The 23,875-nt window shown below is 69.7% G+C and carries 22 protein-coding genes; 15 read left to right on the top strand and 7 right to left on the bottom strand.

The genetic code is table 11. From position 1 onward, the window contains the following. The first annotated feature begins 94 nt into the window (after positions 1-94). Both ACS5Q7_RS22650 and ACS5Q7_RS22645 read left to right on the top strand, forming a co-directional pair. Positions 95-1,660 carry an efflux transporter outer membrane subunit gene (locus ACS5Q7_RS22650; protein ID WP_478341524.1) on the top strand — a complete coding sequence of 522 codons (1,566 nt, stop codon included), beginning with the start codon at positions 95-97 and terminating at the stop codon, positions 1,658-1,660. Between the two features lie 414 nt (positions 1,661-2,074). Continuing rightward, positions 2,075-4,486, top strand: a complete 2,412-nt coding sequence (locus ACS5Q7_RS22645) for a rhamnosyltransferase WsaF family glycosyltransferase (RefSeq protein WP_478341523.1) — start codon at positions 2,075-2,077, stop codon at positions 4,484-4,486. A 6-nt stretch (positions 4,487-4,492) separates the two neighbouring features. Here the strand turns inward: ACS5Q7_RS22645 and ACS5Q7_RS22640 are convergent, their stop codons facing one another. From ACS5Q7_RS22640 to ACS5Q7_RS22625, 4 genes are all read right to left on the bottom strand, one after another. Continuing rightward, on the bottom strand, positions 4,493-5,284 hold the full coding sequence (locus ACS5Q7_RS22640) for a flagellar hook basal-body protein (protein ID WP_478341522.1): 792 nt from the start codon (positions 5,282-5,284) through the stop codon (positions 4,493-4,495). A 108-nt stretch (positions 5,285-5,392) separates the two neighbouring features. Further along, the gene (locus ACS5Q7_RS22635; RefSeq protein WP_478341521.1) at positions 5,393-5,860 is read right to left on the bottom strand and encodes a secondary thiamine-phosphate synthase enzyme YjbQ; all 468 of its coding nucleotides are present in this window, start codon (positions 5,858-5,860) and stop codon (positions 5,393-5,395) included. Further along, the gene (locus ACS5Q7_RS22630; RefSeq protein ID WP_478341520.1) at positions 5,857-7,713 is read right to left on the bottom strand and encodes a cisplatin damage response ATP-dependent DNA ligase; all 1,857 of its coding nucleotides are present in this window, start codon (positions 7,711-7,713) and stop codon (positions 5,857-5,859) included. The genes ACS5Q7_RS22635 and ACS5Q7_RS22630 overlap by 4 nt, the downstream gene beginning before the upstream one ends. After that, on the bottom strand, positions 7,710-8,756 hold the full coding sequence (locus ACS5Q7_RS22625; protein ID WP_478341519.1) for a ligase-associated DNA damage response exonuclease: 1,047 nt from the start codon (positions 8,754-8,756) through the stop codon (positions 7,710-7,712). The genes ACS5Q7_RS22630 and ACS5Q7_RS22625 overlap by 4 nt, the downstream gene beginning before the upstream one ends. 80 nt (positions 8,757-8,836) lie before the next feature. Here ACS5Q7_RS22625 and ACS5Q7_RS22620 point away from each other — a divergent pair, with 80 nt between their 5' ends. From ACS5Q7_RS22620 to ACS5Q7_RS22605, 4 genes are all read left to right on the top strand, one after another. Further along, positions 8,837-9,778, top strand: coding sequence for a class I SAM-dependent DNA methyltransferase (locus tag ACS5Q7_RS22620; RefSeq protein ID WP_478341518.1), 942 nt, complete (start codon positions 8,837-8,839; stop codon positions 9,776-9,778). Between the two features lie 68 nt (positions 9,779-9,846). Beyond that, the gene (locus ACS5Q7_RS22615; protein ID WP_478341517.1) at positions 9,847-10,623 is read left to right on the top strand and encodes a YoaK family protein; all 777 of its coding nucleotides are present in this window, start codon (positions 9,847-9,849) and stop codon (positions 10,621-10,623) included. Between the two features lie 168 nt (positions 10,624-10,791). Further along, entirely contained in the window at positions 10,792-11,460 is a 669-nt protein-coding gene (locus ACS5Q7_RS22610) for a nucleotide-binding protein (protein ID WP_478341516.1), read from the top strand. Positions 11,461-11,657: 197 nt separating this feature from the next. Continuing rightward, positions 11,658-11,948 carry a DUF2790 domain-containing protein gene (locus tag ACS5Q7_RS22605; RefSeq protein WP_478341515.1) on the top strand — a complete coding sequence of 97 codons (291 nt, stop codon included), beginning with the start codon at positions 11,658-11,660 and terminating at the stop codon, positions 11,946-11,948. Between the two features lie 89 nt (positions 11,949-12,037). On the opposite strand, the gene ACS5Q7_RS22600 is transcribed toward ACS5Q7_RS22605, so the two are convergent. Together ACS5Q7_RS22600 and ACS5Q7_RS22595 are read right to left on the bottom strand one after the other, a co-directional pair. Further along, entirely contained in the window at positions 12,038-12,910 is an 873-nt protein-coding gene (locus ACS5Q7_RS22600) for a transporter (RefSeq protein WP_478341514.1), read from the bottom strand. Between the two features lie 109 nt (positions 12,911-13,019). Next, complete coding sequence (locus tag ACS5Q7_RS22595) at positions 13,020-14,405, bottom strand: M20/M25/M40 family metallo-hydrolase (RefSeq protein WP_478341513.1); 1,386 nt, start codon at positions 14,403-14,405, stop codon at positions 13,020-13,022. A gap of 531 nt (positions 14,406-14,936) precedes the next feature. Here ACS5Q7_RS22595 and ACS5Q7_RS22590 point away from each other — a divergent pair. From ACS5Q7_RS22590 to ACS5Q7_RS22570, 5 genes are all read left to right on the top strand, one after another. After that, positions 14,937-15,464 (top strand): (2Fe-2S)-binding protein, encoded by a 528-nt coding sequence (locus tag ACS5Q7_RS22590; RefSeq protein WP_478341512.1) that lies wholly within the window; start codon positions 14,937-14,939, stop codon positions 15,462-15,464. Next, positions 15,461-16,468: an FAD binding domain-containing protein gene (locus ACS5Q7_RS22585; protein ID WP_478341511.1), complete on the top strand. Its 1,008-nt coding sequence runs from the start codon at positions 15,461-15,463 to the stop codon at positions 16,466-16,468. Before ACS5Q7_RS22590 ends, ACS5Q7_RS22585 begins: the two co-directional genes overlap by 4 nt. A gap of 11 nt (positions 16,469-16,479) precedes the next feature. Further along, positions 16,480-18,732, top strand: coding sequence for a xanthine dehydrogenase family protein molybdopterin-binding subunit (locus ACS5Q7_RS22580; RefSeq protein ID WP_478341510.1), 2,253 nt, complete (start codon positions 16,480-16,482; stop codon positions 18,730-18,732). Positions 18,733-18,972: 240 nt separating this feature from the next. Further along, positions 18,973-19,410 (top strand): EamA family transporter, encoded by a 438-nt coding sequence (locus tag ACS5Q7_RS22575; protein ID WP_478341509.1) that lies wholly within the window; start codon positions 18,973-18,975, stop codon positions 19,408-19,410. Between the two features lie 53 nt (positions 19,411-19,463). After that, positions 19,464-19,616: a hypothetical protein gene (locus ACS5Q7_RS22570; protein ID WP_478341508.1), complete on the top strand. Its 153-nt coding sequence runs from the start codon at positions 19,464-19,466 to the stop codon at positions 19,614-19,616. A gap of 6 nt (positions 19,617-19,622) precedes the next feature. On the opposite strand, the gene cynS is transcribed toward ACS5Q7_RS22570, so the two are convergent. Then, positions 19,623-20,111 (bottom strand): cyanase, encoded by a 489-nt coding sequence (cynS, locus tag ACS5Q7_RS22565; protein WP_478341507.1) that lies wholly within the window; start codon positions 20,109-20,111, stop codon positions 19,623-19,625. A gap of 195 nt (positions 20,112-20,306) precedes the next feature. On the opposite strand from cynS, the gene tsaE reads away from it, so the two are divergent. The 4 genes from tsaE to ACS5Q7_RS22545 all read left to right on the top strand — a co-directional run bounded on the left by tsaE (position 20,307) and on the right by ACS5Q7_RS22545 (position 23,865). Then, on the top strand, positions 20,307-21,887 hold the full coding sequence (gene tsaE / locus ACS5Q7_RS22560) for a tRNA (adenosine(37)-N6)-threonylcarbamoyltransferase complex ATPase subunit type 1 TsaE (RefSeq protein WP_478341506.1): 1,581 nt from the start codon (positions 20,307-20,309) through the stop codon (positions 21,885-21,887). A gap of 36 nt (positions 21,888-21,923) precedes the next feature. Continuing rightward, on the top strand, positions 21,924-22,667 hold the full coding sequence (locus tag ACS5Q7_RS22555; RefSeq protein WP_478341505.1) for a nucleotidyltransferase family protein: 744 nt from the start codon (positions 21,924-21,926) through the stop codon (positions 22,665-22,667). A gap of 42 nt (positions 22,668-22,709) precedes the next feature. Further along, positions 22,710-23,504 carry an SDR family NAD(P)-dependent oxidoreductase gene (locus tag ACS5Q7_RS22550; protein WP_478341504.1) on the top strand — a complete coding sequence of 265 codons (795 nt, stop codon included), beginning with the start codon at positions 22,710-22,712 and terminating at the stop codon, positions 23,502-23,504. Between the two features lie 142 nt (positions 23,505-23,646). After that, positions 23,647-23,865, top strand: coding sequence for a hypothetical protein (locus ACS5Q7_RS22545; RefSeq protein WP_478341503.1), 219 nt, complete (start codon positions 23,647-23,649; stop codon positions 23,863-23,865). The last annotated feature ends 10 nt before the right edge of the window (positions 23,866-23,875 follow it).

Here is a 23,875-nt window from a genome sequence, read left to right as displayed (position 1 = left end):
GGCTGGGCCCGCGATGCGGAGTTCGGATTGACTCCGGCCGCACCGGCGGCGCTTCTCGCGGGGAGCGGAACGGGTGTCGAACCGCGGCGGGGGCATGATGACGAGGAGGGGCCGGAACGGTGCCGCGCGGGTCGCGGCGGCCCGGACGACGCGCGGCGTCGTCGCCGGATCCCTGGCGGCGGCGTGGCTGTCCGCCTGCGCGGTCGGGCCGAACTTCGTCCCGCCCGAGGCGCCGCCGGTCGCCCGCTACACCAAGGAGCCGCTGGCGAACCCCTCGGCCGCCGACACGGTGCGGACCCGCCAGGGCGGATCGGCCGACCAGAGCTTCGTCCCCGGTGCCGACATCCCCGGGCAATGGTGGACCCTGTTCCATTCGAAGGCGCTCAACCGCCTCGTGGAGCAGGCGCTCGCCAACAACCCGAACCTTGAGGCCGCCCAGGCCGGGCTGCGAGTGGCGCAGCAGAACGTGCTCGCCCAGAAGGGCACCCTCTACCCGACGCTCACCGCGACGCCCCTGGCGCAGGAAGCCCTGGCGCCCGGCCTGCAGCTGCAATCGCCGCTCAACAACCAGGCGCGGTATCTCTACTCGCTCTTCACCCCGCAGGCGGTGGTTGCCTACAACCCCGACGTGTTCGGAGCCGACCGCAGGCAGATCGAATCCCTGGAGGCGACGGCCGAGAACCAGCGCTTCCAGCTGGAGGCCGCCTATCTCAGCCTGACCGCCAACGTGGTGGCGGCGGCGATCCAGGAGGCGTCCCTGCGGGCGCAGATCGACGCCACCAAGAAGGTGATCCAGGCCCAGACCGAGGTGCTGGGCCTCTACAACAAGCAATTGTCCCTCGGGCAGATCGCCGGGTCGGACGTGGTGCAGCAGCAGGCGGCGCTGGCGCTGTCGCAGCAATTGCTGCCGCCGCTGGAGAAGCAGCTCGCGATCCAGCGCGACCTGCTGACGGCGCTCGCCGGGCGGCTGCCCTCGGACGAGGTGTCCGAGACCTTTTCGCTGGCGACCCTGCGCCTGCCGACGCGCCTGCCCGTGAGCCTGCCCTCGCGCCTCGTGCAGCAGCGGCCGGACGTGAAGGCCGCCGAGGCGTTGGTGCAGCAGGCCTCGGCGAATGTCGGCGTGGCGGTGGCCAACCGCCTGCCGCAGTTCAACATCTCGGTGACCGGTGGGTCGAGCGCGGTGCGCCTCGCCTCGGTGACGAATCCCGGCGCGGCCTTCTTCACGATCATCGGCCAGACGACGGCCCCGATCTTCGACGCGGGCACCCTGTTCCGGCGCCAGAGGGCTTCGGAGGAGAGCCTGAACCAGGCTCAGGCGCAGTACAAGGCGGTCGTGATCACGGCGTTCCAGAACGTCGCGGATGCGCTGCGCGCCCTCCAATCCGATGCGAAGGCCGTGGCCGCCGCCCAGGCCGCCGAGAAGGCCACGGGTGAGAGCCTGGAACTGATCCGCAAGCAATACACGGCGGGCGCCGTGAACTCGTCGCAGGTGCTGATCGCGCAGCAGGGCTACCTCTCGGCGCTGGTCACCTCGGCCTCGGCCCGCGCCACGCAATATGCCGACACGGCGGCCCTGTTCGTGGCGCTCGGCGGCGGCTGGTGGAACCGCAACGACGTCGCCCCCGCGCCGCCCGAGAAGGACCCGCTGAAGTTCCTGTAGGCCGGTGCATCGATCCGGACGGAGGCATCCGCCGAGTCCGGAAAAATCGCTGCGTGAACAAGGCGCTGAAGCGGTTTCGGCTCGAACCGGATCGTCTTCGCACACGCTCGCAAAGGCGGAGGCCTACTTGCCCAGCACCTTCAGAACAAGCATCTCATTCGCCGGTCTTTTTCCGCAGCATGTCGACCGATCCTCACCTTATCCCCGGCCTATTGACCGGGAACACGGGATCGCTTTAGGCCGCTGCGCATGAATGCCGGCTCGTGATCCCCAGCTCCATAGGATCGTCTCGGAGCCGAACGTCGGACGTTCAGGCCATCAACACTCATCGCGACAAGTTCCATGGATCGCCCGCGATGACAGTCGTATCGCTTCGATGACACTGTGAGCGCGAGCGTGATGAAATTCAATATATTGCGGCGAAACAATAAGTACAAAAGATTTGCGCGCGATTACGACATCATAAAGGGTCATTTTGATGCCGCGTTCTATCGCCGAGAGAACCCCGATCTCGCTGACCCGAAGCTCGATCCGATCCTCCACTATCTGGAACACGGATCCAGGGAGGGAAGGCGGCCGGCGCAGGACTTCGATCCACACTATTACACGAGGCAGTACGGGGGCACGTACGGCGAGGTCGATCCCTTCGTCCATTATGTCAGCATCGGACGGGCGCTCGGCCACAAGGGTGCGGAGTTCGACTTCCTTCACACCAACGAGTTGGTCCGGCCGAACGGCGTAGTTCCTTCACGCCGCCCGCTGGACGAGGACGATTTCGCCCTCGCCATTCCCCTGCCCGACGACCTGCGCGGGTTCGGTTTTCCCCGGGTCGCGGCCATCGTCCACGCCTATTACCCGGACCTCATGGGCGAGATCTTCGAGAAGCTCGAGGAGTGCCCCTGTCCCATCGACGTCTTCGTCTCGACGGATACGCAGGCCAAGAAGACCGAGATCCTTGAAGCCGGCCAGGCTTTCGGGCGAGGCCGCGTCGAGGTTCGCATCGCCCCGAATCGCGGTCGCGACGTCGGGCCGATGGTCACCCTGTTCGGGGACGTCTTCGCGGCCTATCCCGCGCTCCTGCATCTGCACACGAAGAAATCGCTCCATGCCGGCGATGTCCTCGCAACCTGGCGGGAGTACCTTTTCGCCAGCCTGATCGGCTCGAAGGCGATCATGGAATCGAACCTCGCGCTGCTGGATACGCATCGCAAGGGCTTCGTCTTCCCGCAGCACCTCTACGAAGTGCGCGGCATGCTGAACTGGGGGTACAATTTCGAGGCCGCTTCGCGGTTGCTCCGGCGGGCCGGGGTGACGCTGAGCAAGGACATGGTGCTGGATTTCCCCTCCGGCACGATGTTCTGGGCGCGGACCGGCGCGCTGAAGCCCCTTCTGGACCTCGGCCTCACCATCGACGACTTCGACGAGGAGGCCGCCCAGGTCGACGGCACCCTGGCTCACACCATCGAGCGCAGCCTTCTGTACTTCGGGGAGAGCTGCGGGTTCGGCTGGGCGAAGGTCCTCGCCCGGGGCGCCGATTATCCGGTTGCCCGATGCATCCTCGCGGTCGAGACGCAGGCGCAACTCCAGAAGGCCCTCGCGCGGATCGACAGGAGCCTTCTCACCGGCGCGGTGTCGGGCCATCTTCCCCTCGCTCGCGCCATTCCCGAAACGAGGGAAATCCTGTTCACGCGCTCGCCGTCCGAGCGACCGCGCTTCGTGCTGCTGGTGCCGACGGTCAACCCGCAGGGAACGTTCGGTGGCATCTCCACCGCCCTCAAGCTGTTCCGGGACATCGCCAGGGCTTCAGGTGACGAGGTCGATTTCGCCATCGTGGCCACGGACCTGCCCGTCTCGCCGGAGGCCAAAGCGGTGTTCTCCGACTACGTCACGCAGATGATCGACGGATCCGATGAAGACTCGCGCTTCACCCTCATCGACGCGAGTTCGCGCACCTTCTCGCGCCTGCCTGTCCGGGCAGGGGACGTGTTCTTCGCGACGGCTTGGTGGACGGCTCTCCACGCCCGGCAGGCCCAATCGTTTATCGAGAGAAATTTCTCGCGGGCAAGAAAGTTCGTGTACCTGATCCAGGACTTCGAGCCGAATTTTTACGGTTGGAGCGTGAAGTACGCCTTGGCGGAAAGCACGTACTTCAATGCCGACCGTTACGTGGCGATCATCAACTCCGAGGAATTATACCAATTCTTTGGTACCTCGCGGTACAGGTTCGATAAGAAGTTCTGCTTGCCTTATAAGCTGAACGACAATATGAACAAGCTGCTCAACCCGGTGCGGCGGGAGAAGGTCATCGTCTTCTATGGCCGGCCGACGGTGCATCGCAACGCGTTCGAGATCATCTGCGACGCCCTGGCGCGATGGCAGATGCAGAATCCGGTCGAGGCCGCGACGTGGCGGATCCTCTCCCTCGGCGAGGGTTACGACCCGCGGCTGGCGACGCCGATCCAGAACCTTTCGATCCTCGGCAAGCTCACGCTGGAGCAATACGCCTATTGGCTGAACCGCTCCAGCATCGGCATCTCGCTGATGCTGTCGCCCCATCCGAGCTATCCGCCCCTGGAGATGGCCGAGGCGGGACTGATGGTCATCACCAACGACTATGACGACCGGCGCATGACGGATCGCTTCGACCTGACGTCGCTGCCCTATATCGCGCCGGACCTGCTGGTGGAGGCGCTGGAAGCCTGCGTCGAGCGGTATCGCTCGGGCGATTACCCGGTCGACACCCCCCGCGCCGTCCCGAAGCCCTTTCCCCTCGACGCGGCGAGCGTCTACTCGACGCAGAAGCTGCTGGCGTCGCTGGAGGAGTGAGGCGCCTCACACATACATGGTGAGGGCGTCCTGCAGCATCTCGTTGGCGGCGTTCAGCACCTTGGTGTTGGCGCTGTAGGCCTGCTGCGTCTCGATCATCTTGGCGAACTGGTCCGAGATGCTGGCGTTCGACTGCTCGACGGAGCCGGCGGTGACGCTCGATCCGGCGAGGCCGTAGCTCGGGGCGCCCGAACTGGCGGTGGCGACATAGGTGCCGCCGTCGAGGGGGGCGAGGGTGTCCGGGCTGTCGAACTGGGCGAGCGTCATCGTGCCGAGGCTCTTGGTGCTGCCGTCGGCGTTGGTGGCGGTGATCGTGCCGGCCGGCGAGATCGCGAGGCTCGCCGGTGCGTCGCCGCCCGTGGCGACCTGGACCGGCGTGCTCGCCGAGGGGCCGGCGAACAGGTAATAGCCCGCCCCGTTCACAAGATAGCCGTTGGCATCCGCCGAAAAGTCGCCGCGGCGGGTGTAGCCCGTCTGGCCGCCGAAGCTCGGCGTGGCGGTGGAGCCGGTGTTGCCCTTCACGATGAAGTAGCCGTCGCCGGAAATCGCGAGGTTGGTCGAGACCCCGGTGGAGGCGATGGTGCCCTGCAATTGCAGGGTGGAGCGGGTGCTGAGGGAGACGCCCCCCGCCGGCTGCGAGCCGGCCTCCGTCTCGGCGAGGAGATCGGCGAAATGCGTCTCCGTGCTCTTGAACCCCGCCGTCGAGGAATTGGCGATGTTGCCGGAGATGTTGTTGAGGGCGAAGGCCTGGGCGGAGAGGCCGCTGGTGGAATTCGAGACCGCGTCGAGGAGGCTCATGGCGTCGTCGTCCTGCCCGGACGTCCCGCGCGGATCGGGGCGGGTGCCGGCTTGGCCTTTATGGTTTCGGGATCGTTAAGGCCGGGTGTGTTCCTGAATGTTTCGCGCCTACCCGCCCACCGCCGTCAGCAGCACCTCCCGGCGGTGCGGGCGGTCGCGGTGTTCGATCAGGTAGATCCCCTGCCACGTGCCGAGGGCGAGCCGGCCGCCGAGGACCGGGACCACGAGCCCGGAATCCGTGACCATGGTGCGGATATGGGCGGGCATGTCGTCCGGCCCCTCCGAACCGTGGACATAGGCGCCGTGCCGGGGGGCGAGGCCGTCGAGGGCGGTGAGCAGGTCGGTCTGCACGTCCGGGTCGGCGTTCTCCTGGATGGTGAGGGAGGCCGAGGTGTGCCGGCAGAACACGCTGGCGAGGCCGTTCCCGATGCCGCTCTCGTGCACGAAGCCGGCGATGGCGGCGGTGATGTCGGTGAAGCCCTGGCCGGGCGTGGCGACGATGAGCCGGCCGCTCGCCTGCTGCGTCACCGGCCCGGAGGCCAGCGCCTCGACCCGTCCGAACCGACCGCTCTTCATGCGTCCTCCTGCAGGCTGGCGCCGGGGGCGATCTCCGTCTCGCCCCGGGCGAGGATGCGCTCCAGCACGTCGATCCGGTCCGCCTCCGCCGGGGGCTTGTCCCAGCGGATGCGGCTGACGCGCGGGAAGCGCATCGCCACCCCCGACTTATGGCGGGTGGAGCGTTGCACGCCCTCGAAGGCGATTTCCAGCACCAGCCCGGCCTCCCGCCCGTAGGCGACCTCGCGCACCGGGCCGAAGCGCTTGGTCGTGTGGTTGCGGACGTAGCGGTCGAGCTTGGCGAGTTCCGCGTCGGTGAAGCCGTGATAGGCCTTGCCCACCGGCACCAGCTCGTCGCCGCCCTCCGGCGCCTCGCGCCACACGCCGAACGTGTAGTCCGAGTAGAAGGACGAGCGCTTCCCGTGCCCGCGCTGGGCATACATCATCACCGCGTCCACGATGTGCGGCTCGCGCTTCCACTTCCACCACGGGCCCTTGGGGCGGCCGGGCAGGTAGGCGCTGTTGCGCCGCTTGAGCATCACGCCCTCGATCGCGTCCGCATCCTCCCCGGCGCCCACGGAGGCCGGGTCGGCGCGGGCGGCGGCCAACGCCTCCCAATCCGCGAAGGGCACGAGGGGCGAGATGTCGATGCGGGCGTGGTCGAGGCGGCGGATCACCTCTTCCAGCCGCTCCCGCCTCGCCAAGAACGGCTCGGGCCGCAAATCCTCGCCCTCGCTCGCGAGCAGGTCGTAGGCGCGCACATGCGCCGGGAATTCCTCCAGCAGCTTGCCCGTCACGGATTTCCGGTTGAGCCGCTGTTGCAGCACGTTGAAGCTCTGGACCCGGCCCTCGCGCAGGATCAGCAACTCGCCGTCGAGGGCGCCTTCGAACGTGATCGCCTCCGCGAGGTCGGGGAAGGCCCCGGTGATGTCCTCGCCGGTGCGGGAATAGACCCGTCCCACCTGCACGCCCTCGCGGTCGCGTCCGCCGACGAGCTGCACGCGGATGCCGTCCCACTTCCACTCGGCGGAGAAGGCCTCCGGCTCGAGCTTGTCGAGGTCGTCCCGCTCCTCGATCGGGTGCGAGAGCATCGGCGGCCGGAAGGGCGCCGGGTTCAGAGTCTCGGGGCGCTCGGCCCGTCCCTCGACCCAGGCAAACAGGCTGGCGAAGGGCGGCTCCAGCCCGTGCCACACCTCCTCGACGGCGTCGGCCTCGTGCCCGCCAAGCGCCCCGACCGCCGTCTTGGCGAGCCGCGCCGACACGCCGACGCGCAGGTTGCCCGTGACGAGCTTCAGGAGCGCCCAGCGCCCGGTCTCGTCCAGCGCGTCGAGCCACGTGGCGAGATGGCCGGGCAGGTCCTTCTTCGCCGTACTGGCCAGGGTCTCGACCACCTCCGCGAGGCTCGGGGGAGGGGGGTTGTTGTGGCCGATGCCGGCGCGGGATGGCGGCGCAGCGATCCCATCCACGCCCTCATCCTGAGGTGCCGCGACAGCGGCCTCGAAGGAGGGCTCCAGGGATCGCGGAGTCTTCTGGAGCCCTCCTTCGAGGCCCGCCGGGGCGGGCACCTCAGGATGAGGGTGAGACGAGGGGGGAGGGAGGGGCGTGGTGGGCCAGATCAAGGCCGTCGTCTCGGCGAGGTCGCCGACGTAATTGTGCGACAGGCGAAACAGCACCGGGTCGATGCGCGCCTCCACCAGCCCCCGGATCAGGGCCGGCTTGGCCTCGCGGAAGCTCAGGGAGCCGGTCATGGCGCCGAGCGCATAGCCGCGCTCCGGGTCGGGCGTCCGGGCGAAGTAATCCTGCAACAGCCGCAGCTTGGCGTTCCGGCGGGGCTCGTAGCCCAGGCGGTCGAGGAGATGGGCGAAGTCGTTCACGCCGCCTCCTCCGTGCCGGCCGCCACGGGCTCGGCCTCGCCGTCGTCGCCGTAGCCGAGGAGATGCAGCGGCTTGGCCCGGATGCCCTCGCTGCCGCACCAATGGACCAGGGCGTCCTCCTGCCCGTGGGTCACCCAGACCTCGCCGGCCCCGGTCTCGCGGATGGTACGGCACAGGTCCGGCCAGTCGGCGTGGTCGGAGATCACGAGGGGCAGTTCCACGCCCTTCTGCCGGGCGCGGGCGCGCACCCGCATCCAGCCGGAGGCGAAGCAGGTGACGGGATCGGGGAACTTGCGCGACCACACGTCCTGGATGGAGGAGGGCGGGCAGATCACGATGGCGCCCGCCAAGTCCTTGCGCTCGGCGGCCACGACCTTGCGCGTCTCGCCCAGCGGAATGCCCTCGCGCTTGTAGAGGTCGGTCAGCTTCTCCATCGCCCCGTGGAGATAGATCGGCCCGTCCCAGCCCTCCTCGCGCAGGAGCGCCATCACCCGCTGCGCCTTGCCAAGGGCATAGGCGCCGACGATGTGGGTGCGCTCCGGGAAGAGCCTCTGGGACGCGATGAGCTTGCGCACCTCGCCCCGCGTGTCGGGATGGGTGAAGACCGGCAGGCCGAAGGTCGCCTCGGTGATGAACACGTCGCAGGGCACGACCTCGAAGGGCAGGCAGGTCGGGTCCGGGGCGCGCTTGTAGTCGCCGGAGACGACGACCCGCACGCCGTCGCGCTCGATGACGATCTGCGCCGAGCCCAGCACATGCCCCGCCGGCACGAAGCGCACGGAGACGTCGCCGACCCGCAGGGTCTCCCCCAGCTTGGCCTCCTGGGAGGAGCCGCAGAAATCCTCGCCGTAGCGCACGGCCATGATCCGCAGGGTCTCGGGGGTGGCCATCACATGGGCGTGGCCGGCGCGGGCATGGTCGGCATGGCCGTGGGTGATGAGCGCCCGCGCCACCGGCCAGGTCGGGTCGACGTGGAACTGCCCGAGGGGGCAGTAGAGCCCCTCGCGGGTGAGGGTGAGCAGATCGCTCGCGCGTGTGGACATCGGCCCTCGATCAGACACCTTGCGGGGCTTCGCCCCGCGCCCGCAAAAGGGCTCGCCCTTCTCCAAACCCTGTTCGACGCATGTACGTCCCCCAGAGTTCCGGCGATCTCCTCGCCGACCGCCGTTATCGCTACGCCGAGGCCTGCCTCGTGGAGGGCGACGCAGCGGCCTGCGCCGATCTTGCCGCCCAGGCGGTGGAGATCGCCCCGGGCTATGCCCCCGCGTGGCTGCTCCTCGGGCGGGCGCGGGAGGCGCTGTTTGCCGCCACCCGTGAGGCCGCCGAACAGGAGGCCGCGCTCGTGGCCTACGCGACGGCGCGCGGCCTCGACCCGGAGGATCGGATCGGCGCCGGGCTGCATCTCGCCCGGCTCGGACGAGGGGAGGGGGCCGCCCTCACGCCCGCCTATGTCCGCGCCCTGTTCGACGGCTACGCGCCGCGCTTCGAGCGCCACCTCGTCGAGGGGCTGCGCTATGTCGGGCCGGCCCTCGTGGCGGACGTGCTGCCCGCCGCGCCGGCACGGTTCGAGGCCGCCCTCGATCTCGGCTGCGGCACCGGCCTCGCCGGGGCGGCCATCGCCCATCGGGTCGGGCGGCTCACGGGGGTCGACCTGTCGCCCGCCATGCTGGCGCAGGCCCGCGCCAAGGGCTGTTACGACAGGCTGGTCGCGGCCGAACTCGGGGCGTTCCTCCGCGAGGAGCCGGCGGCCTCGGCGGATCTCTGCATCGCGGCGGACGTGTTCATCTACTGCGCCGACCTCGCGCCGATCCTCGCCGGCATCGCCCGCGTGCTCAGGCCGGGGGGATGGGCGGCCTTCACCGTCCAGTCGCCGCCGGACGACGCGGCGGACCCTCCGGCGCGCCTCGGCACGGACGGGCGCTACGCTCATGCGGATGCTCACCTGATCGCGGCGGCCGGGTCGGCCGGTCTCGCGGTGCGGGTCCTGCGCGAGGCGACGGTCCGGTTCGAGGCGGGAAGGCCGGTGCCCGGTCGCATTGCCGCACTGCAACCAGAGCTTGGATGAAACCTCGGGCGGCTCCGTCCATTAATGGTCGGCCGCCACGGGGCGGCCAAGGTCACGGGGGGTGACGCATGGTCAATGAGCGGATCGAGACGGACAAGGCCGGGCTCCCGGCGGACAAATCGTTCCCCGCCGATCCGCGCACCCGGCTGTTCTTCGCCATCGCCCTGGCGATGCTCGCCGGGACGGCCGATTCCATCGGCTTCCTCGAATTCTCGCAGCTCTTCATGTCGTTCATGTCGGGCAACACCACCCGCTTCGGCGTGGCGGTGGCGAACGGCGATTGGGACAACGTCACCCGCGTGGCGAGCACCATCGCGGTGTTCTGTTTCGGCGCGTTCCTCGGCACGCTGATCGCGGCGGCGGTGGGCCGCTGGCGGCTCTCGGTGCTGCTGACGATCCAGGCAGCCTTGCTCGCCACCGGCCTGCTGATGCCCTGGGGCAGCTTCGCCTACCCGCTCCATGCCTACCCGATCGTGCTGGCGCTCGGCCTGCAGAACGCCACCCTGCAGGACGAGGGCGGGCGCTCCCTCGCGCTCACCTACGTGACCGGCGCCGTGGTCCGCTTCGGCACCGGCTGCGCCAACCTGCTGATGGGCACCGTGGCGCCCTCCTTCTGGATCCAGGCGCCGCTCTGGGCGGGGCTCAGCACCGGCGCGGTGCTCGGCGGCCTGCTCGATTACCGCTTCGGCGAGATGGCCTTCCTGTTCCCCGCCAGCCTCGCGGCGATCCTCGCCCTCATCGCCATCGGGCTCACCGTCGCCAAGCCGGGCAGCACCCTCGTCGCCGGCTCCTCGCCCGCGCCGGACGCGAGCCCCAAGGCGAAGATCATCGACGCGATCCACTGACATCGCCCGGCGCTGGTTGTGGGCGGGGCGCGGCGTGCGGTTTCCCGCAGGCCGCGCCTGCCGTAAGCCTGCACCGCCCGGAATCAGGCGGCTCCCCGCCCGTGCCCGGGGACGGAATCGCACGATGGACTCCCGCCGCACGGGCCCCGAACCGACAGATGGCCGCGCGTGAGCACCGGCCCCCATCCCAGCCCTCGCCCCCGCGTGGTCGCGGTCGCCGTCCAGAAGGGCGGCACCGGCAAGACCACGCTCTCCGCCTCCCTCGCCGTCGCGGCGACCCAGGCCGGCGAGCGCGTGACCGCCTTCGACGCCGATCCGCAGGGTTCACTCTGCGCCTGGGGAAGTCTCCGGGGTGAGGCCGAACCCGTCGTCGACCGGCTGAGACCCTGGGAATTCGCGCAGTTCCAGCCGATCCTCGACCAGCAGGCCGAGCAGGGGCGCACCCTCGCGATCATCGACACGCCCGGCTCCTCCATCGGCGGTGTCGCGGCGATCCTGCGGCTCGCGGATCTCGTGCTCATCCCGATCCGCCCCTCGCGCCTCGACCTGATGGCGGCCCTGCCGACCATCGAACTCCTGGCCGGGCAGGGTCTCGCCGAACGCCTCGCCCTCGTCCTCAACCAGTGCCCGCCGCCGCCGTCGCCGCGCACCGGACTCTACGCGCAGCAGCTCGCCGGGCTCGGGATGATGGCCGAGCCCGCCCTGCTCCAGCGCGTCGATCATCAGGACGCCATCGCCCTGGGCCGGGGCGTCACCGAGCACGCCCCCGCCAACTACGCGGCGGCCGAGATCCGCGCCCTCTGGTCCTGGATCGACCGGCGGATCGCCCGCCGCTGACGGCCGGGGCAGAGGATTAGTCCCGCACTCCACGCCCGATGTGTGTCGGCGCACGTTGTATTGATAGTATACGGATTAAATTACAGATAGATATACTGTGCGCATGCGCACTTATACATTCGAAAACAGGCGCTATGTTCTTCTCATCGGCGCAGGACAGGGGGTTCGGCGCCAAGGCACCTCGAAGGGGTTATGAGATGAAGCGCTTTGCGATCCTGGGCCTGGCCGTCACCGCTCTCGCCCTGCCGTCCCTGGCCCATGCCGAAGGCGGCGACGGCAGCCGCCAGGCCGCCGGCGGCGGCCACATGAGCAGCTACGTCAGCGACCCGTACCACAACCCGAAGTCGCTCCATTCCCAGCGGATGGGCACGGGCCAGATCGCCGGCGCGCCGATGTACCATGACGGCCACCGGGCGACCGTCAGCCGCGGCGACATCGTCGCCCCGCACTGGGCCTCGGGCACCGCGCCCCGCCGCGCCCATCGCTAAGACGGTCTGACACGAAGAACCCCCGCGATCCGAGGATCGCGGGGGTCTTTTGTTGGAGGAAGCGAAGACGAAGTCGGACGAAGGGGCGGTTATCCGCCCTGTTCCCGTGTCACGAGGGTGCGGTTCGGCGCGGTGTCCTTCTTGTCCTGGTAGAGGGGGACGATGGCGCGCAGCCAGCCCCGGGTCTCGTAGCCGCCGTAGTTGCGCTCGATCACGTCGCGGGTGACGTAGGCCTGCAGGTTCACCGGTCCGAAATTGTAGCCGACGAGGCCGCCCACCGCGATCTGCCCCTGCCGCCGGTAGCCGGCGACGTTGGTCGGCAGGTCGGTGGAGCCGAAGGCCACCGGGCCGATCTCGAACTTTCCGAACTTCTTCGTCGCGGTGACATCGAGGTTCAAATAGTCCGGGTAGAGCACGCCGAAGGGCGAGCGCTCGTTCAGGAACGTGCCGTAGAGCAGGTTTGCCGTCAGGTTGAAGCCGTTGCCGGTGTAGCTCGCCGCGAAGCGGTGCGAGAGCGAGGCTTCCTGGGTGAGGAAGCGGGTATCGATCGGCAGGTAGCCGCCGAACAGGTAGCTGACGCCGACATCGTTGCCGAGGTCCCAGGCGAGCTGCCCGGCGAGGAGTTGCTGGCCGATGCCGCTCTGGTAAGGCCCGCCGCGCGGGCTCGACGCCGCCACCGGCTGGGTGAAGAAGAACTGGACCCTTGCGCCGAGCACCGTCCAGGGCGTCGCCAGGGCGAGCGTCGGCAGGTTGACGTTCGACTCCGACGAGGCCGGCGCGGTGTCGCGCACGCCGAAGCTCGACAGGTTCACGAAATACAGGCCGACCGGCAATTGCGCGCCGGTCGGCAGGCCGATGGTCTGGCCCGGCTGCGCCGCCGAGCCCGCCCGCGCCGCGCCTCCCGCGAGGGCCGCGCTCAGCCCCAGGCCGAGGGCCGCGCCCCCTGTCATGAACTCCCGCATTCCGCCTGCCTCCTCCCATCGGTTCCATCGATGAGACGGCTTAGCTTCGGCGGGCCATCCCCTCGGGGCGGGGGAATGGGCGGGTGGGGTGTCCTACGGCACGGGGCTCTCAGCCCCTGGCGCCCAGGGCGGAGAGAATCCGCGCCCACGAACGTGTGCCCTTGTGGAAGCTCGTGAGGTCGTACTTCTCGTTCGGCGAGTGGATGCGGTCGTCGTCGAGGCCGAAGCCGATGAGCAGCGTGTCCTTGCCCAGCAGCCGCTTGAAGTCGCCGACGATCGGGATCGAGCCGCCCGCGCCCACGGTCACGGCGGGCACGCCCCACTCCTCCTGCAACGCCGCCTTGGCGGTGGCGAGTTCCGGCATGTCGAAGGGCAGGCTGATCGCCCGCGAGCCCTTGTAGGTGATGACCTCGACGGAGCAATCGGCCGGCACGCGTTCGCGCACGAAGGCCTCGAAGCTTTTGGCGAGGGCGGCCGGGTCCTGGTCGTCCACGAGGCGGAAGGAGACCTTGGCCGAGGCGGTGGAGGCGATCACCGTCTTGGTGCCCTCGGCGGTGTAGCCGCCCCAGATGCCGTTCACGTCGCAGGCAGGCCGCGACTGCACCAGTTCCAGCGGCAGGCGGCCCTTCTCGCCCGCCGGCTCCTTGAGGCCGATGGGGCCGAGGAGCGTCTCGGCGGTCATGCCGAGGCCGCGCCATTGCTCGATGACCTCCGCCGGGCGCTCGTGGACGCCCTCGTAGAAGCCGGGGACCGTCACCCGGCCGTCCGCGTCGTGCAGGTCGGCGACGATGCGCGACAGGACGTGGATCGGGTTGCGCGCCGCGCCGCCGAAGAAGCCCGAATGCAGGTCGCGGTCGGCGCAGGTGACCTTCACCTCGAAGTAGCAGAGGCCGCGCAGCGACGAGGTGATCTGCGGCGTCCGCGGGTCCCACATCCCCGTGTCGCAGACGAGGACCACGTCGCAGCCGAGCCGGTCGCGGTTGGCCGCGACCCATTCCGGCAGACCCTGCGATCCGCTCTCCTCGGCGCCCTCGATGAGGATGGTGACGCCGCAGGGGAGTTCGCCGCTCATGGCGAGATGCGCCCGGCAGGCTTCCACGAAGGTCATCACCTGGCCCTTGTCGTCCGAGGCGCCCCGGGCGACGATTCGCTTGCGGCCACCCTCGTCGGTGAGGCGCGGCTCGAAGGGCGGGTGGGTCCAGAGGTCGAGCGGGTCGACCGGCTGCACGTCGTAATGGCCGTAGAACAGGACATGCGGCGCGTTCGCCTTCGGCTTGTGGGCCAGCACCACCGGGTGGAGCGAGGTGTCCTCGACGCTGGTCGCGAAGCCGAGCGCCGTGAGGTCGGCGGCGAGCCACGCGGCGGCCTCCCGGCACTGGCCGGCATAGGCCGGATCGGTCGAGATCGAGGGGATGCGCAGGAAGGCGAAGAGCCGTTCGAGGGCGTTGTCGAGATCCGCGTCGATGTCGTTCAGGATCGCGTCGAGGGCGGCCATGGCTTGGCTCCGGAATGCCTTACGGTCGGCCCAGGGTTAGCCGAGGCCGGCGGCGGGCGGCAATGGGCAGGGGCCGTCGTATCGCCGGAGGGCGCGGGGTCCCCCTCTCCCCGTCTTGCGGGGAGAGGCCCGTTTGCACCTCGTCGTGCAAACGGGAAGCGGAGGCGAAGCCGCAGCGGCGGTGAGGGGGCTTCCCGGAGGAGTCTCGTCCGGGGAGCCCCCTCACCCTCTCCGCCGTCCTCTCGCTCCGCCGTCATTGCGAGGCGAAGCCGAAGCAATCCAGGGCGCGACGTCTCCGGACGAGGCAGCGCTGCCCTGGATTGCTTCGCTGCGCTCGCAATGACGGGGTAGGCGGACGGGGAACGTGGTGCGGCCGGCACCCACGGTCGCACCGTGTCCGTCCGCCCGGAACACCCGCAGTTTGGAATGGTTATCGACGGACCCGGTCGCGGGTGGGCCGTCGCGATGCGCCCCGCCGCCGGAACCCGACCATTCCCGCCGGCCCCGCCGGCCCCTTTCGCGGACGACGCCATGCAGCTCGAACAGAGTCCGCCGGTTTCGGCGGACACGCCCATCGGCATCACGCTCACCATCAACGGCCAGCGGCGGGAGCTGCAGGTCGCGCCCTGGACCACCCTCCTCGATCTCCTGCGCGAGCGCCTCGACCTCACCGGCACCAAGAAGGGCTGCGATCACGGCCAGTGCGGCGCCTGCACCGTGCTGGTGAACGGCACCCGGGTGAATTCCTGCCTCACCCTCGCGGTGATGAAGGACGGCGCCGAGATCACCACCGTCGAGGGTCTGGCGAGCCTCGGTGAGCGCAAGGGCAGCAACGCCCTGCACCCGATCCAGGAAGCCTTCATCGAGCACGATGCCTTCCAGTGCGGCTACTGCACCCCCGGCCAGCTCTGCTCGGCGGTGGGCATGATGGGCGAGGGCCACGCCCACAGCCGCGAGGAAATCCGCGAGGCGATGAGCGGCAACATCTGCCGCTGCGGCGCCTACACCAACATCGTCGATGCCATCGAGGACGTGATGCACCAGGGGGGCGCACGATGAACCGCTTCGAATACGTCCGCGCCGGCACGGTGGCGGAGGCGGTCGGCGCCTTCGGGGCGGGTGCCCGCTTCATCGCCGGCGGCACCAACCTCCTCGACCTGATGAAGTACGAGGTCGAGAAGCCCGGCCGGCTCATCGACATCACCCACCTGCCCCTCAAAGGCATCGAGGAGAAGGACGGCGGCCTGCGCCTCGGCGCGCTCGCCACCAACGCGAACGTCGCCTACGATTCCCGCGTGGCGGAGCGCTACCCGCTCCTGCGCAACGCGATCCTGGCCGGTGCCTCGGCGCAGCTGCGCAACGCGGCCACGACCGGCGGCAACCTGCTCCAGCGCACCCGTTGCTACTACTTTTACGACGCGGGCACGCCCTGCAACAAGCGCGAGCCCGGCTCGGGTTGCCCGGCGATCGGCGGGGTGAACCGCATCCACGCGATCTTCGGCCCCAGCGACCAGTGCATCGCCACCCACCCGTCCGACATGTGCATCGCGCTCGCCGCCCTGGAGGCGACGGTGCAGGTGAGCGGGCCGGAGGGCGAGCGCACGATCCCCTTCGCCGAGTTCCACCGCCTGCCGGGGAACGAGCCCCAGAAGGACACGAACCTGAAGCCCGGCGAGATCGTCGTGGCCGTCGACCTGCCGGAGCAGGGTTTCGCGCAGAACTACACCTACCTGAAGCTGCGTGACCGGCTCTCCTACGCCTTCGCCCTGGTCTCGGTGGCGGCCGCCCTCGAACTCGACGGCGACACGATCAAGACCGCCCGGCTGGCGCTCGGCGGCGTCGCCCACAAGCCCTGGCGCAACAGGCAGGCCGAGGCCGAACTCGCCGGCAAGCCCGCCACGCGGGAGACCTTCTCACGCGTCGCCGAGATGATCGTGGCCGAGGCGAAGCCTCAGTCCGAGAACGGCTTCAAGATCGAACTCGCCCGGCGGGCCATCGTGCGCGGCCTCGAACAGGCCGCCGCCGGCACGCCCCAGTCGCTCAGCGACAAGCGCATTCAGTGAGGTCACAGCCCATGGCTACCCAGATCAGCCCCGCCTCCGGCACCGACCGTCACGTCGGCAGCCCGCGCAGCCGCGTCGACGGCCCCGCCAAGGTGACCGGCCTCGCGAAATACGCGGCCGAGTTCTCCGCCCCCGGCCTGACGCACGGCTACATCGTCACCAGCACCATCGCCCGCGGCACGATCACGGGCTTCGACACGGCGGCGGCCGAGGCCGTGCCCGGCGTGATCAAGGTTCTCACCCACGAGAACCGTCCGGACATGGCCGAGGACCCGGATGGCTACAAGGACATGGTCGGCCCGCCCGGCGTGCCCTACCGGCCGCTCCTCGACGCCAATGTGATGTTCTCCGGCCAGCCGGTGGCGGTGGTGCTGGCCGAGGATTTCGAGACGGCCCGCTACGCCGCCTCCCTGGTCAAGGTGTCCTACAAGGCCGAGACCCCGAAGACCGACATCGACGCCCTGCTCGGCGAGGCCTACGACCCGCCGACCAAGCGCGACGGCATCAAGCCGCCGCCGGATCCGTGGGGCGACGCGGACGGGGCCTTCGACAAGGCGCCGATCAAGGTCAACCAGCAGTACCGGTTGGCGAACGAGCACCACAATCCGATGGAGCCGCACGCCACGACAGTCGTGGTCGAAGGCGACGACAGCTACACCGTCTACGACAAGGTCCAGGGCGTCGCGAACACGCAGATGTACCTGACCGGCGCCTTCGGCCTGAAGCCGGAGCAGGTGCGGGTGCTCAACCCCTATCTCGGCGGCGGCTTCGGATCGGGCCTGCGCCCGCAATTCCAGGCGTTCCTGGCGATGCTCGCGGCCCGCGATCTCAACCGCTCGGTGCGGATCGTGCTCACCCGCGAGCAGATGTGGAGCTTCACCTACCGGGCCGAGGCGGTGCAGACCGTCTCCCTCGGCGCGGGCCAGGACGGCGCCCTCCAGGCCCTCAAGCACGATGCCGTCCACGGCACCTCGGCTTACGAGGATTACCAGGAGAACATCGTCAACTGGTCGGGCACGCTCTACGCCTGCGACAACGTCAAGCTCACGTACAAGCTCGCCAAGATCGACACGGCGACCCCCGGCGACATGCGTGCCCCCGGCGCGGTCTCCGGCCTGTTCGCCCTCGAGAGCGCCATGGACGAGCTGGCCGAGAAGCTCGGCAAGGACCCGATCGAGCTGCGGCTCATCAACTACACCGACCGGGAGCCCATCGAGGACAAGCCGTTCGGCTCGAAGGCGCTGAAATCCTGCTTCACGCAGGGCGCCGAGCGGTTCGGCTGGGCCAAGCGCAGCCCGGAGCCCCGCTCCATGCGCGAGGGCCGCGAGCTCGTCGGCTGGGGCGTCGCCTCCGGCATCTGGGAGGCGCTGATGATGCCCTCCAAGTGCCGGGCGGTGCTGAGCGCGGATGGGAAGCTCGAACTCGGCAACTCCACCGGCGACATCGGCACCGGCACCTACACGATCCTCACGCAGATCGGCGCCGACACGCTGGGCCTGTCGATGGAGGACGTGACGACGAAGCTCGGCGACACGTCGCTGGCCGAGGCCCCCGTGGCGGGCGGTTCGTGGACGGCGGCCTCCTCCGGCACGGCGGCGATGAAGGCCTGCCGCGAGATCGCGGCCCAGGTCTTCGTGCTCGCCCGGCAGATGGACGATTCGCCCCTCGCCAACGCCGATTTCGAGCGGGTGGTCTTTTCGAACGGGCGCATCGCGCTGGCCGACGATCCGTCCCGCTCGGTGGCCATCGTGGACGCGATGAAGGCCGGCGGCTTCGAGCGGATCGAGGTCGTGGGCGAGGCCGGGCCGGATTCGGACTTCGCCAAGGAGTTCGAATGCTTCACCCACCAGGCGGTGTTCGTGGAGGTGAAGGTCGATGAGGAGCTGGGTCAGGTCCGCGTGACGCGGGTGGTCTCGGCCATCGCGGCGGGCAAGATCCTCAACCCCAAGACGGCCCGGAGCCAGATCATCGGCGCCACCGTGATGGGGATCGGCTCGGCGCTCCACGAGGAGTCGATGCTCGACCACACCCTCGGCCGCTGGATGAACCGGAACCTCGGCGAGTACCACGTGCCGGCGCATGCCGACATCCACGACCTCGACGTGATCTTCGTGGACGAGGAGGACAAGGCGAACCCGCTGGGTGTGAAGGGCGTCGGCGAGATCGGCATCGTCGGCACGGCGGCGGCCATCGCCAACGCGGTGCACCACGCCACCGGCAAGCGCGTCCGCGACATGCCGATCACCATCGAGAAGCTGCTGTAGGCGTCGTTGCCCCCCTCTCCCCGCTTGCGGGGAGGGGGGAATGATCGCCGACGGCACAATTCCACACACCCGTCATTGCGAGCGAAAGCGAAGCAATCCAGGGCAGCGGGCCGTCTGCGGACGTAGCGCGTCCCTGGATTGCTTCACTGCGTTCGCAATGACGGGGTGGCGAGGTGGGCCGCGCTCCCGCAGGGCGTGGTATCCCTGGCCCGGGCGGGTCGACCCGCCGGAGGGCGATTCTTGACCGTGCTTCTGCAATCCTGGCGCTTCTGGGCGATCCTGTCGGCGGTGTTCGCGGCGATGACCGCCATCCTCGCCAAGGTCGGCGTCTCGGGCGTCCCCTCCGACGTCGCGACCTTGGTTCGCACGGTGGTGATCCTGCTCTTCGCCGCCGCCATCGTGGTGGCGACGGGGCAGGGGGCCGCGCTGGGAACGATCTCCGGCCGCAGCCTCCTGTTCCTGATCCTGTCCGGCCTCGCCACGGGGGCGTCGTGGCTGTGCTACTTCCGCGCCCTGTCCCTGGGGGAGGCGGCCCGCGTCGCGCCCATCGACAAGCTCAGCGTGGTGCTAGTGGCGATCCTCGGGACGAGCCTGCTGGGCGAGACCCTGAGCGCGGCGGCCTGGGCCGGCGTCGTGCTGATCGCGGCCGGCGCCGCCCTCGTCGCGTCCGGCTGGTAAGCCGGATCGTAACCTTTCGCGCCGATCCTCGGATCTCAACGCGGGAGGTGACGATGGAATGGGTCTATCGCGGCTTCGAAACGTCGCTCCTCGCCCTGACGCTGGCGCTGGGCCTCGCCGCCCTGGCGAGCCTCGGACCCCCGAAGGAGCCCGAGGCGGCCTTGAGCGTCACGCTGCCGATGCTCAGCGTGACGGCATCCCGGTAGAAGGCCTCAGCCCTCCTTGAACCCGTATTCCGGCGTGCCCTCGTCGTTGCCGTAATACTTGTAGGGCAGGAACTTGCCCGACATCGTCAGCTTCACGCGGTCGCCCTTGTTGTTGGCCTCGCGCGCCATGTCCATGTTGAAGTCGATGGCCGACATGATGCCGTCGCCGAACTCCTCCTGGATCAGCTCCTTGAAGGTCGTGCCGTAGACCATCACCAGCTCGTAGAAGCGGTAGATCAGCGGGTCGGTCGGCGGCATGGAGGGGATCGAGCCGCGATAGGGCGCTTCGTTGATCATGCGCTCCTCGGCCTCGGTCAGGCCGAACAGTTCGGCGGCACGCTTCGCCTGCGCCTTGGGCAGCTTCATCTGGCCCATGCAGGCGGCGGTGATCAGGAAGGGCGACAGGCCGCCGATCTGCTCGTGAATGTACTTCCAGCTCCAGCCCTTTTCCCGCTTGATATCGAGCAGCTTCTCGGTGAGGTCTTCGCGCTTCATCCTGTCCTCCGCACCGTGACGTGCCTTCGTTGGTGTCACGGCGTCCCGCCGTGGCAAGCGCCGTGCCAGCCTGGACCGGGAGTCGCGGGCGTGCTTTCCCTGCACCGCCCTATCGCGTTACAGGCGCGGCGGCGGGATAGGGCTTGCATCGGTCCCTGCTTTACGGACCATGCGCGCAAGCGCGCGGAGGTGGTTTTGGGCGGCGACGATCAGGACGTGCGCGAGGAAGCCGGCGAGGCGGGATCCGCCTGGGAATTCGTGTTGCCCGACGAGATGGCGACCGAAGACCTCGGCCTGTTCCTGTGCGAGTTCCTGCTGCCGGGGGACCGGGTGGCGCTCTCCGGCGGCCTCGGGGACGGCAAGACGACGCTGGCCCGCGCGATCATCCGCGAATTGACGGGCGATCCCGCCCTCGAAGTGCCGAGCCCGACCTTCACCCTGGTCCAGCCCTACGCGGCCCGCGACGGGCGCCCCATCGTCCATGCCGACCTCTACCGGCTGCGCGACCCGGACGAGTTGGTCGAACTCGGCTTCGAGGAGATGGCCGAGGGGGCGATCACCCTGGTCGAGTGGCCGGAGAAGATGCCGGCCCATGGCGGCCCGCTCCTGTCCGTCGCCCTGGCCCTGCGGCCGGAATTCGGCGAGGGCTCGCGCTTCGCCCGGATCGAGGGCTTCGGCGGCATGCAGGCCCGCATCGACCGGGCGCGGGCGGTGCGCAAGCTCCTGGCCCGCGCCGGCTGGGACGATGCCGAGCGCATCCTGATGCAGGGGGATGCCTCGTCCCGCGCCTACGAGCGCCTGCGCAAGCCCGACGGCACCACGGCGGTGCTGATGATCTCCCCGGCGCGGGCGGACGGTCCGCCCGTGCGCGACGGCAAGCCCTACTCGGCCATCGTCCACCTCGCGGAGAGCGTCCACGCCTTCGTCGCCCTCGACCGGGGCCTGCGGGCGCTCGGCTTCTCGGCGCCGAAGGTCTACGGCGAGGACCTGACCGAGGGGCTGCTGATCCTCGAGGACCTCGGCAGCGAGCCGGTGATCGAGAACGGCGCCCCCCGGCCGGAGCGCTACGCGGAGGCGGTGCGGCTGCTGGCCAAACTCCACGCCACCGACCTGCCCGCCGTGCTGCCGGTGGCGGCGGGGATCGACCACGTGATCCCGCCCTACGACAAGGACGCGCTGCTCTTCGAGGCGGAGCTGCTGCCGGAATGGTACGCCCCCGCCATCCGGGGCGTGAGCCTGTCGCAGGAAGTCCGCGACGAGTTCGTCGCCCTGTGGCGCGAGGCGCTGGACGGCGCCATCCCCGCCCGCCCGACCTGGACCCTGCGCGACTACCATTCCCCCAACCTGATCTGGCTGCCGAACCGGGAGGGTCTGGAACGGGTCGGCGTCATCGACTTCCAGGACGCGGTGATGGGCCATCCGGCCTACGACGTGGCGTCGCTGCTGCAGGATGCCCGCGTCGACGCCAGCGCCGACTTCGAATTGCGGCTCTTGGGCCTCTATGTCCGCGAGCGCCGTGCCCGCGACCCGAACTTCGACATGGGCGCCTTCGCCACCGCCTACGCGCTCCTGGCGGCGCAGCGGGCGACGAAAATCCTCGGCATCTTCGCCCGGCTCGACCGGCGGGACGACAAGCCCGGCTACCTCGCCCACCTGCCGCGGATCGAGGGCTACCTCGCCCGCAACCTCGCCCATCCGGCGCTGGCGGCCGTGCGGGACTGGCACGCGCGGCACCTGCCCGGCACCGTCGCCGACAGCCAAGAGGCCGACAGCTAAGAGGCCTGATTCCGCGCGACGGCCAGGATGACTTCCATGAGCGACGCCCCCGAGACCCCGATCACCCGCGCCTTCGTGCTGGCCGCCGGCCTCGGCACGCGGATGCGGCCGGTGACGGACACCCTGCCGAAACCGCTGGTGGCGGTGGCGGGCAAGCCGCTCCTCGACCACGCCCTCGACCGGGCGGCCGAGGCGGGGCTGACGGACGCGGTGGTGAACGTCCACTGGCTGGCCGAACAGATCGAGGCGCATCTCGCCCGGCGGGCGGGGCCGCCGCGCCTCACCGTCTCGGACGAGCGCGAGGCGCTGCTGGAGACCGGCGGTGGCATCCGCAAGGCGCTGCCGTTGATGGGCGCGGCGCCCTTCGTGGTGCTGAACTCCGATTCCTTCTGGCTCGAAGGCCCGGAGCCGAACCTGTCCCGCCTCATCGCCGCCTGGGACGGCGCGCGCATGGACGCGCTCCTCCTCGTGGCGCCCACCACGACGAGCCTCGGCTACGAGGGCGCGGGCGACTTCCTGATGGCGGCGGACGGGCGCCTGGAACGGCGCGGCGAGCGCAAGGTCGCCCCCTTCATCTACGCGGGCGTCGCGATCCTGAAGCCCGCCCTGTTCGCGGACACGCCGGAGGGGGCCTTCTCCCTCAATCGGCTGTTCGACAAGGCCATCGCCTCGGAACGGCTCTTCGGCATGCGCCTCGACGGGCAATGGCTGCATGTCGGCACCCCGGAGGCGATCCGCGCCGCCGAGGAGCGGGTCCGGGCCAGCACCCGGATTCCTTGAGTTCAAGGGCCGCCGGGCCCACCCCGCGACGGAGATCGCACCATGCAGGAAACCCCAAGGTCGGCCGAAGGCCGCATCGCCCTCGTGACGGGGGCGGCGCGGGGCATCGGCCTCGCCAGCGTCGAACGCTTCCTCGCGGAGGGCTGGAAGGTCGCCCTCCTCGACATCGACGGCGGCAACCTGGAGGCCGCGATGGGCCGCCTCGCCAAGCCCGACGCGACGCTGGCCATCGTGGCCGACGTGTCCGATCCGGCGCAGGTGAGTGCAGCGGTCCGGCAGGTGGAGGAGCGGTTCGGCCGGCTCGACGCCCTCGTCAACAATGCCGGCATCGCGATCTTCAAGCCGCTCCTGGAGACGACCTTCGAGGATTGGTCGAAGGTGCTGGCCGTGAACCTGTCGGGGCCGTTCCTCTGCACCCAGGCGGCGGCGCCCCTCATGGCCGCCCATGGCGGCGGGGCGGTGGTGAACATCACCTCGATCTCAGGCCTGCGCGCCTCGACGCTGCGGGTCGCCTACGGGACCAGCAAGGCCGGGCTCGCCCAGCTCACCAAGCAGCAGGCGGTCGAACTCGCCCAGCACGGCATCCGCGTGAACGCCGTCGCCCCCGGCCCCGTGGACACCGCCATGGCCAAGGCGGTCCACAGTCCCGAGATCCGCGCCGCCTACCACGACGCGGTGCCGCTCGCCCGCTACGGGCTTGAGAGCGAATTGGCGAACGTCATCGTGTTCCTGTGCTCGGACAAGGCGTCCTACGTGACGGGGCAGGTCGTGGCCGTCGATGGCGGCTTCGAGGCCACCGGCATCGGCCTGCCGGCCCTGCGCGGGCACAACGGTTAATCGCGCACTAAACACATATGCGCGATTTTGTTCGATATCGGCGGCGGGACAACCTTAAGGCAACGTCTTGCCGTTATTGCGGGTGACGGAGGCGATGGCGACCGCGAGAGACGCGGCGCCCGCCCGCAGAGGATTCCGCCCCGTGAACTACACCGTCACCGCCCGCTGCGCCCTCGGCCGCCGCGATCATCGTCATGCCTCGCTCCTGGCGGCCCTGGATCAGGCGATGAGCCTGTCCGCCGCCGGCCTCGCGGAGGTGGCGATCATCGACGGCGACGGGCGCTCCGTGACGCCGGGCGCCCTCTACCGGACCCTGTTCGACCCGCGCCCCGCCGCGCAGCCGGCGGCGAAGGCGGCCTGAGCCGCCCGCG

This window comes from Methylobacterium sp. Gmos3 (assembly GCF_056430985.1).
This window is presented reverse-complemented; position numbering and strand designations above follow the sequence as displayed.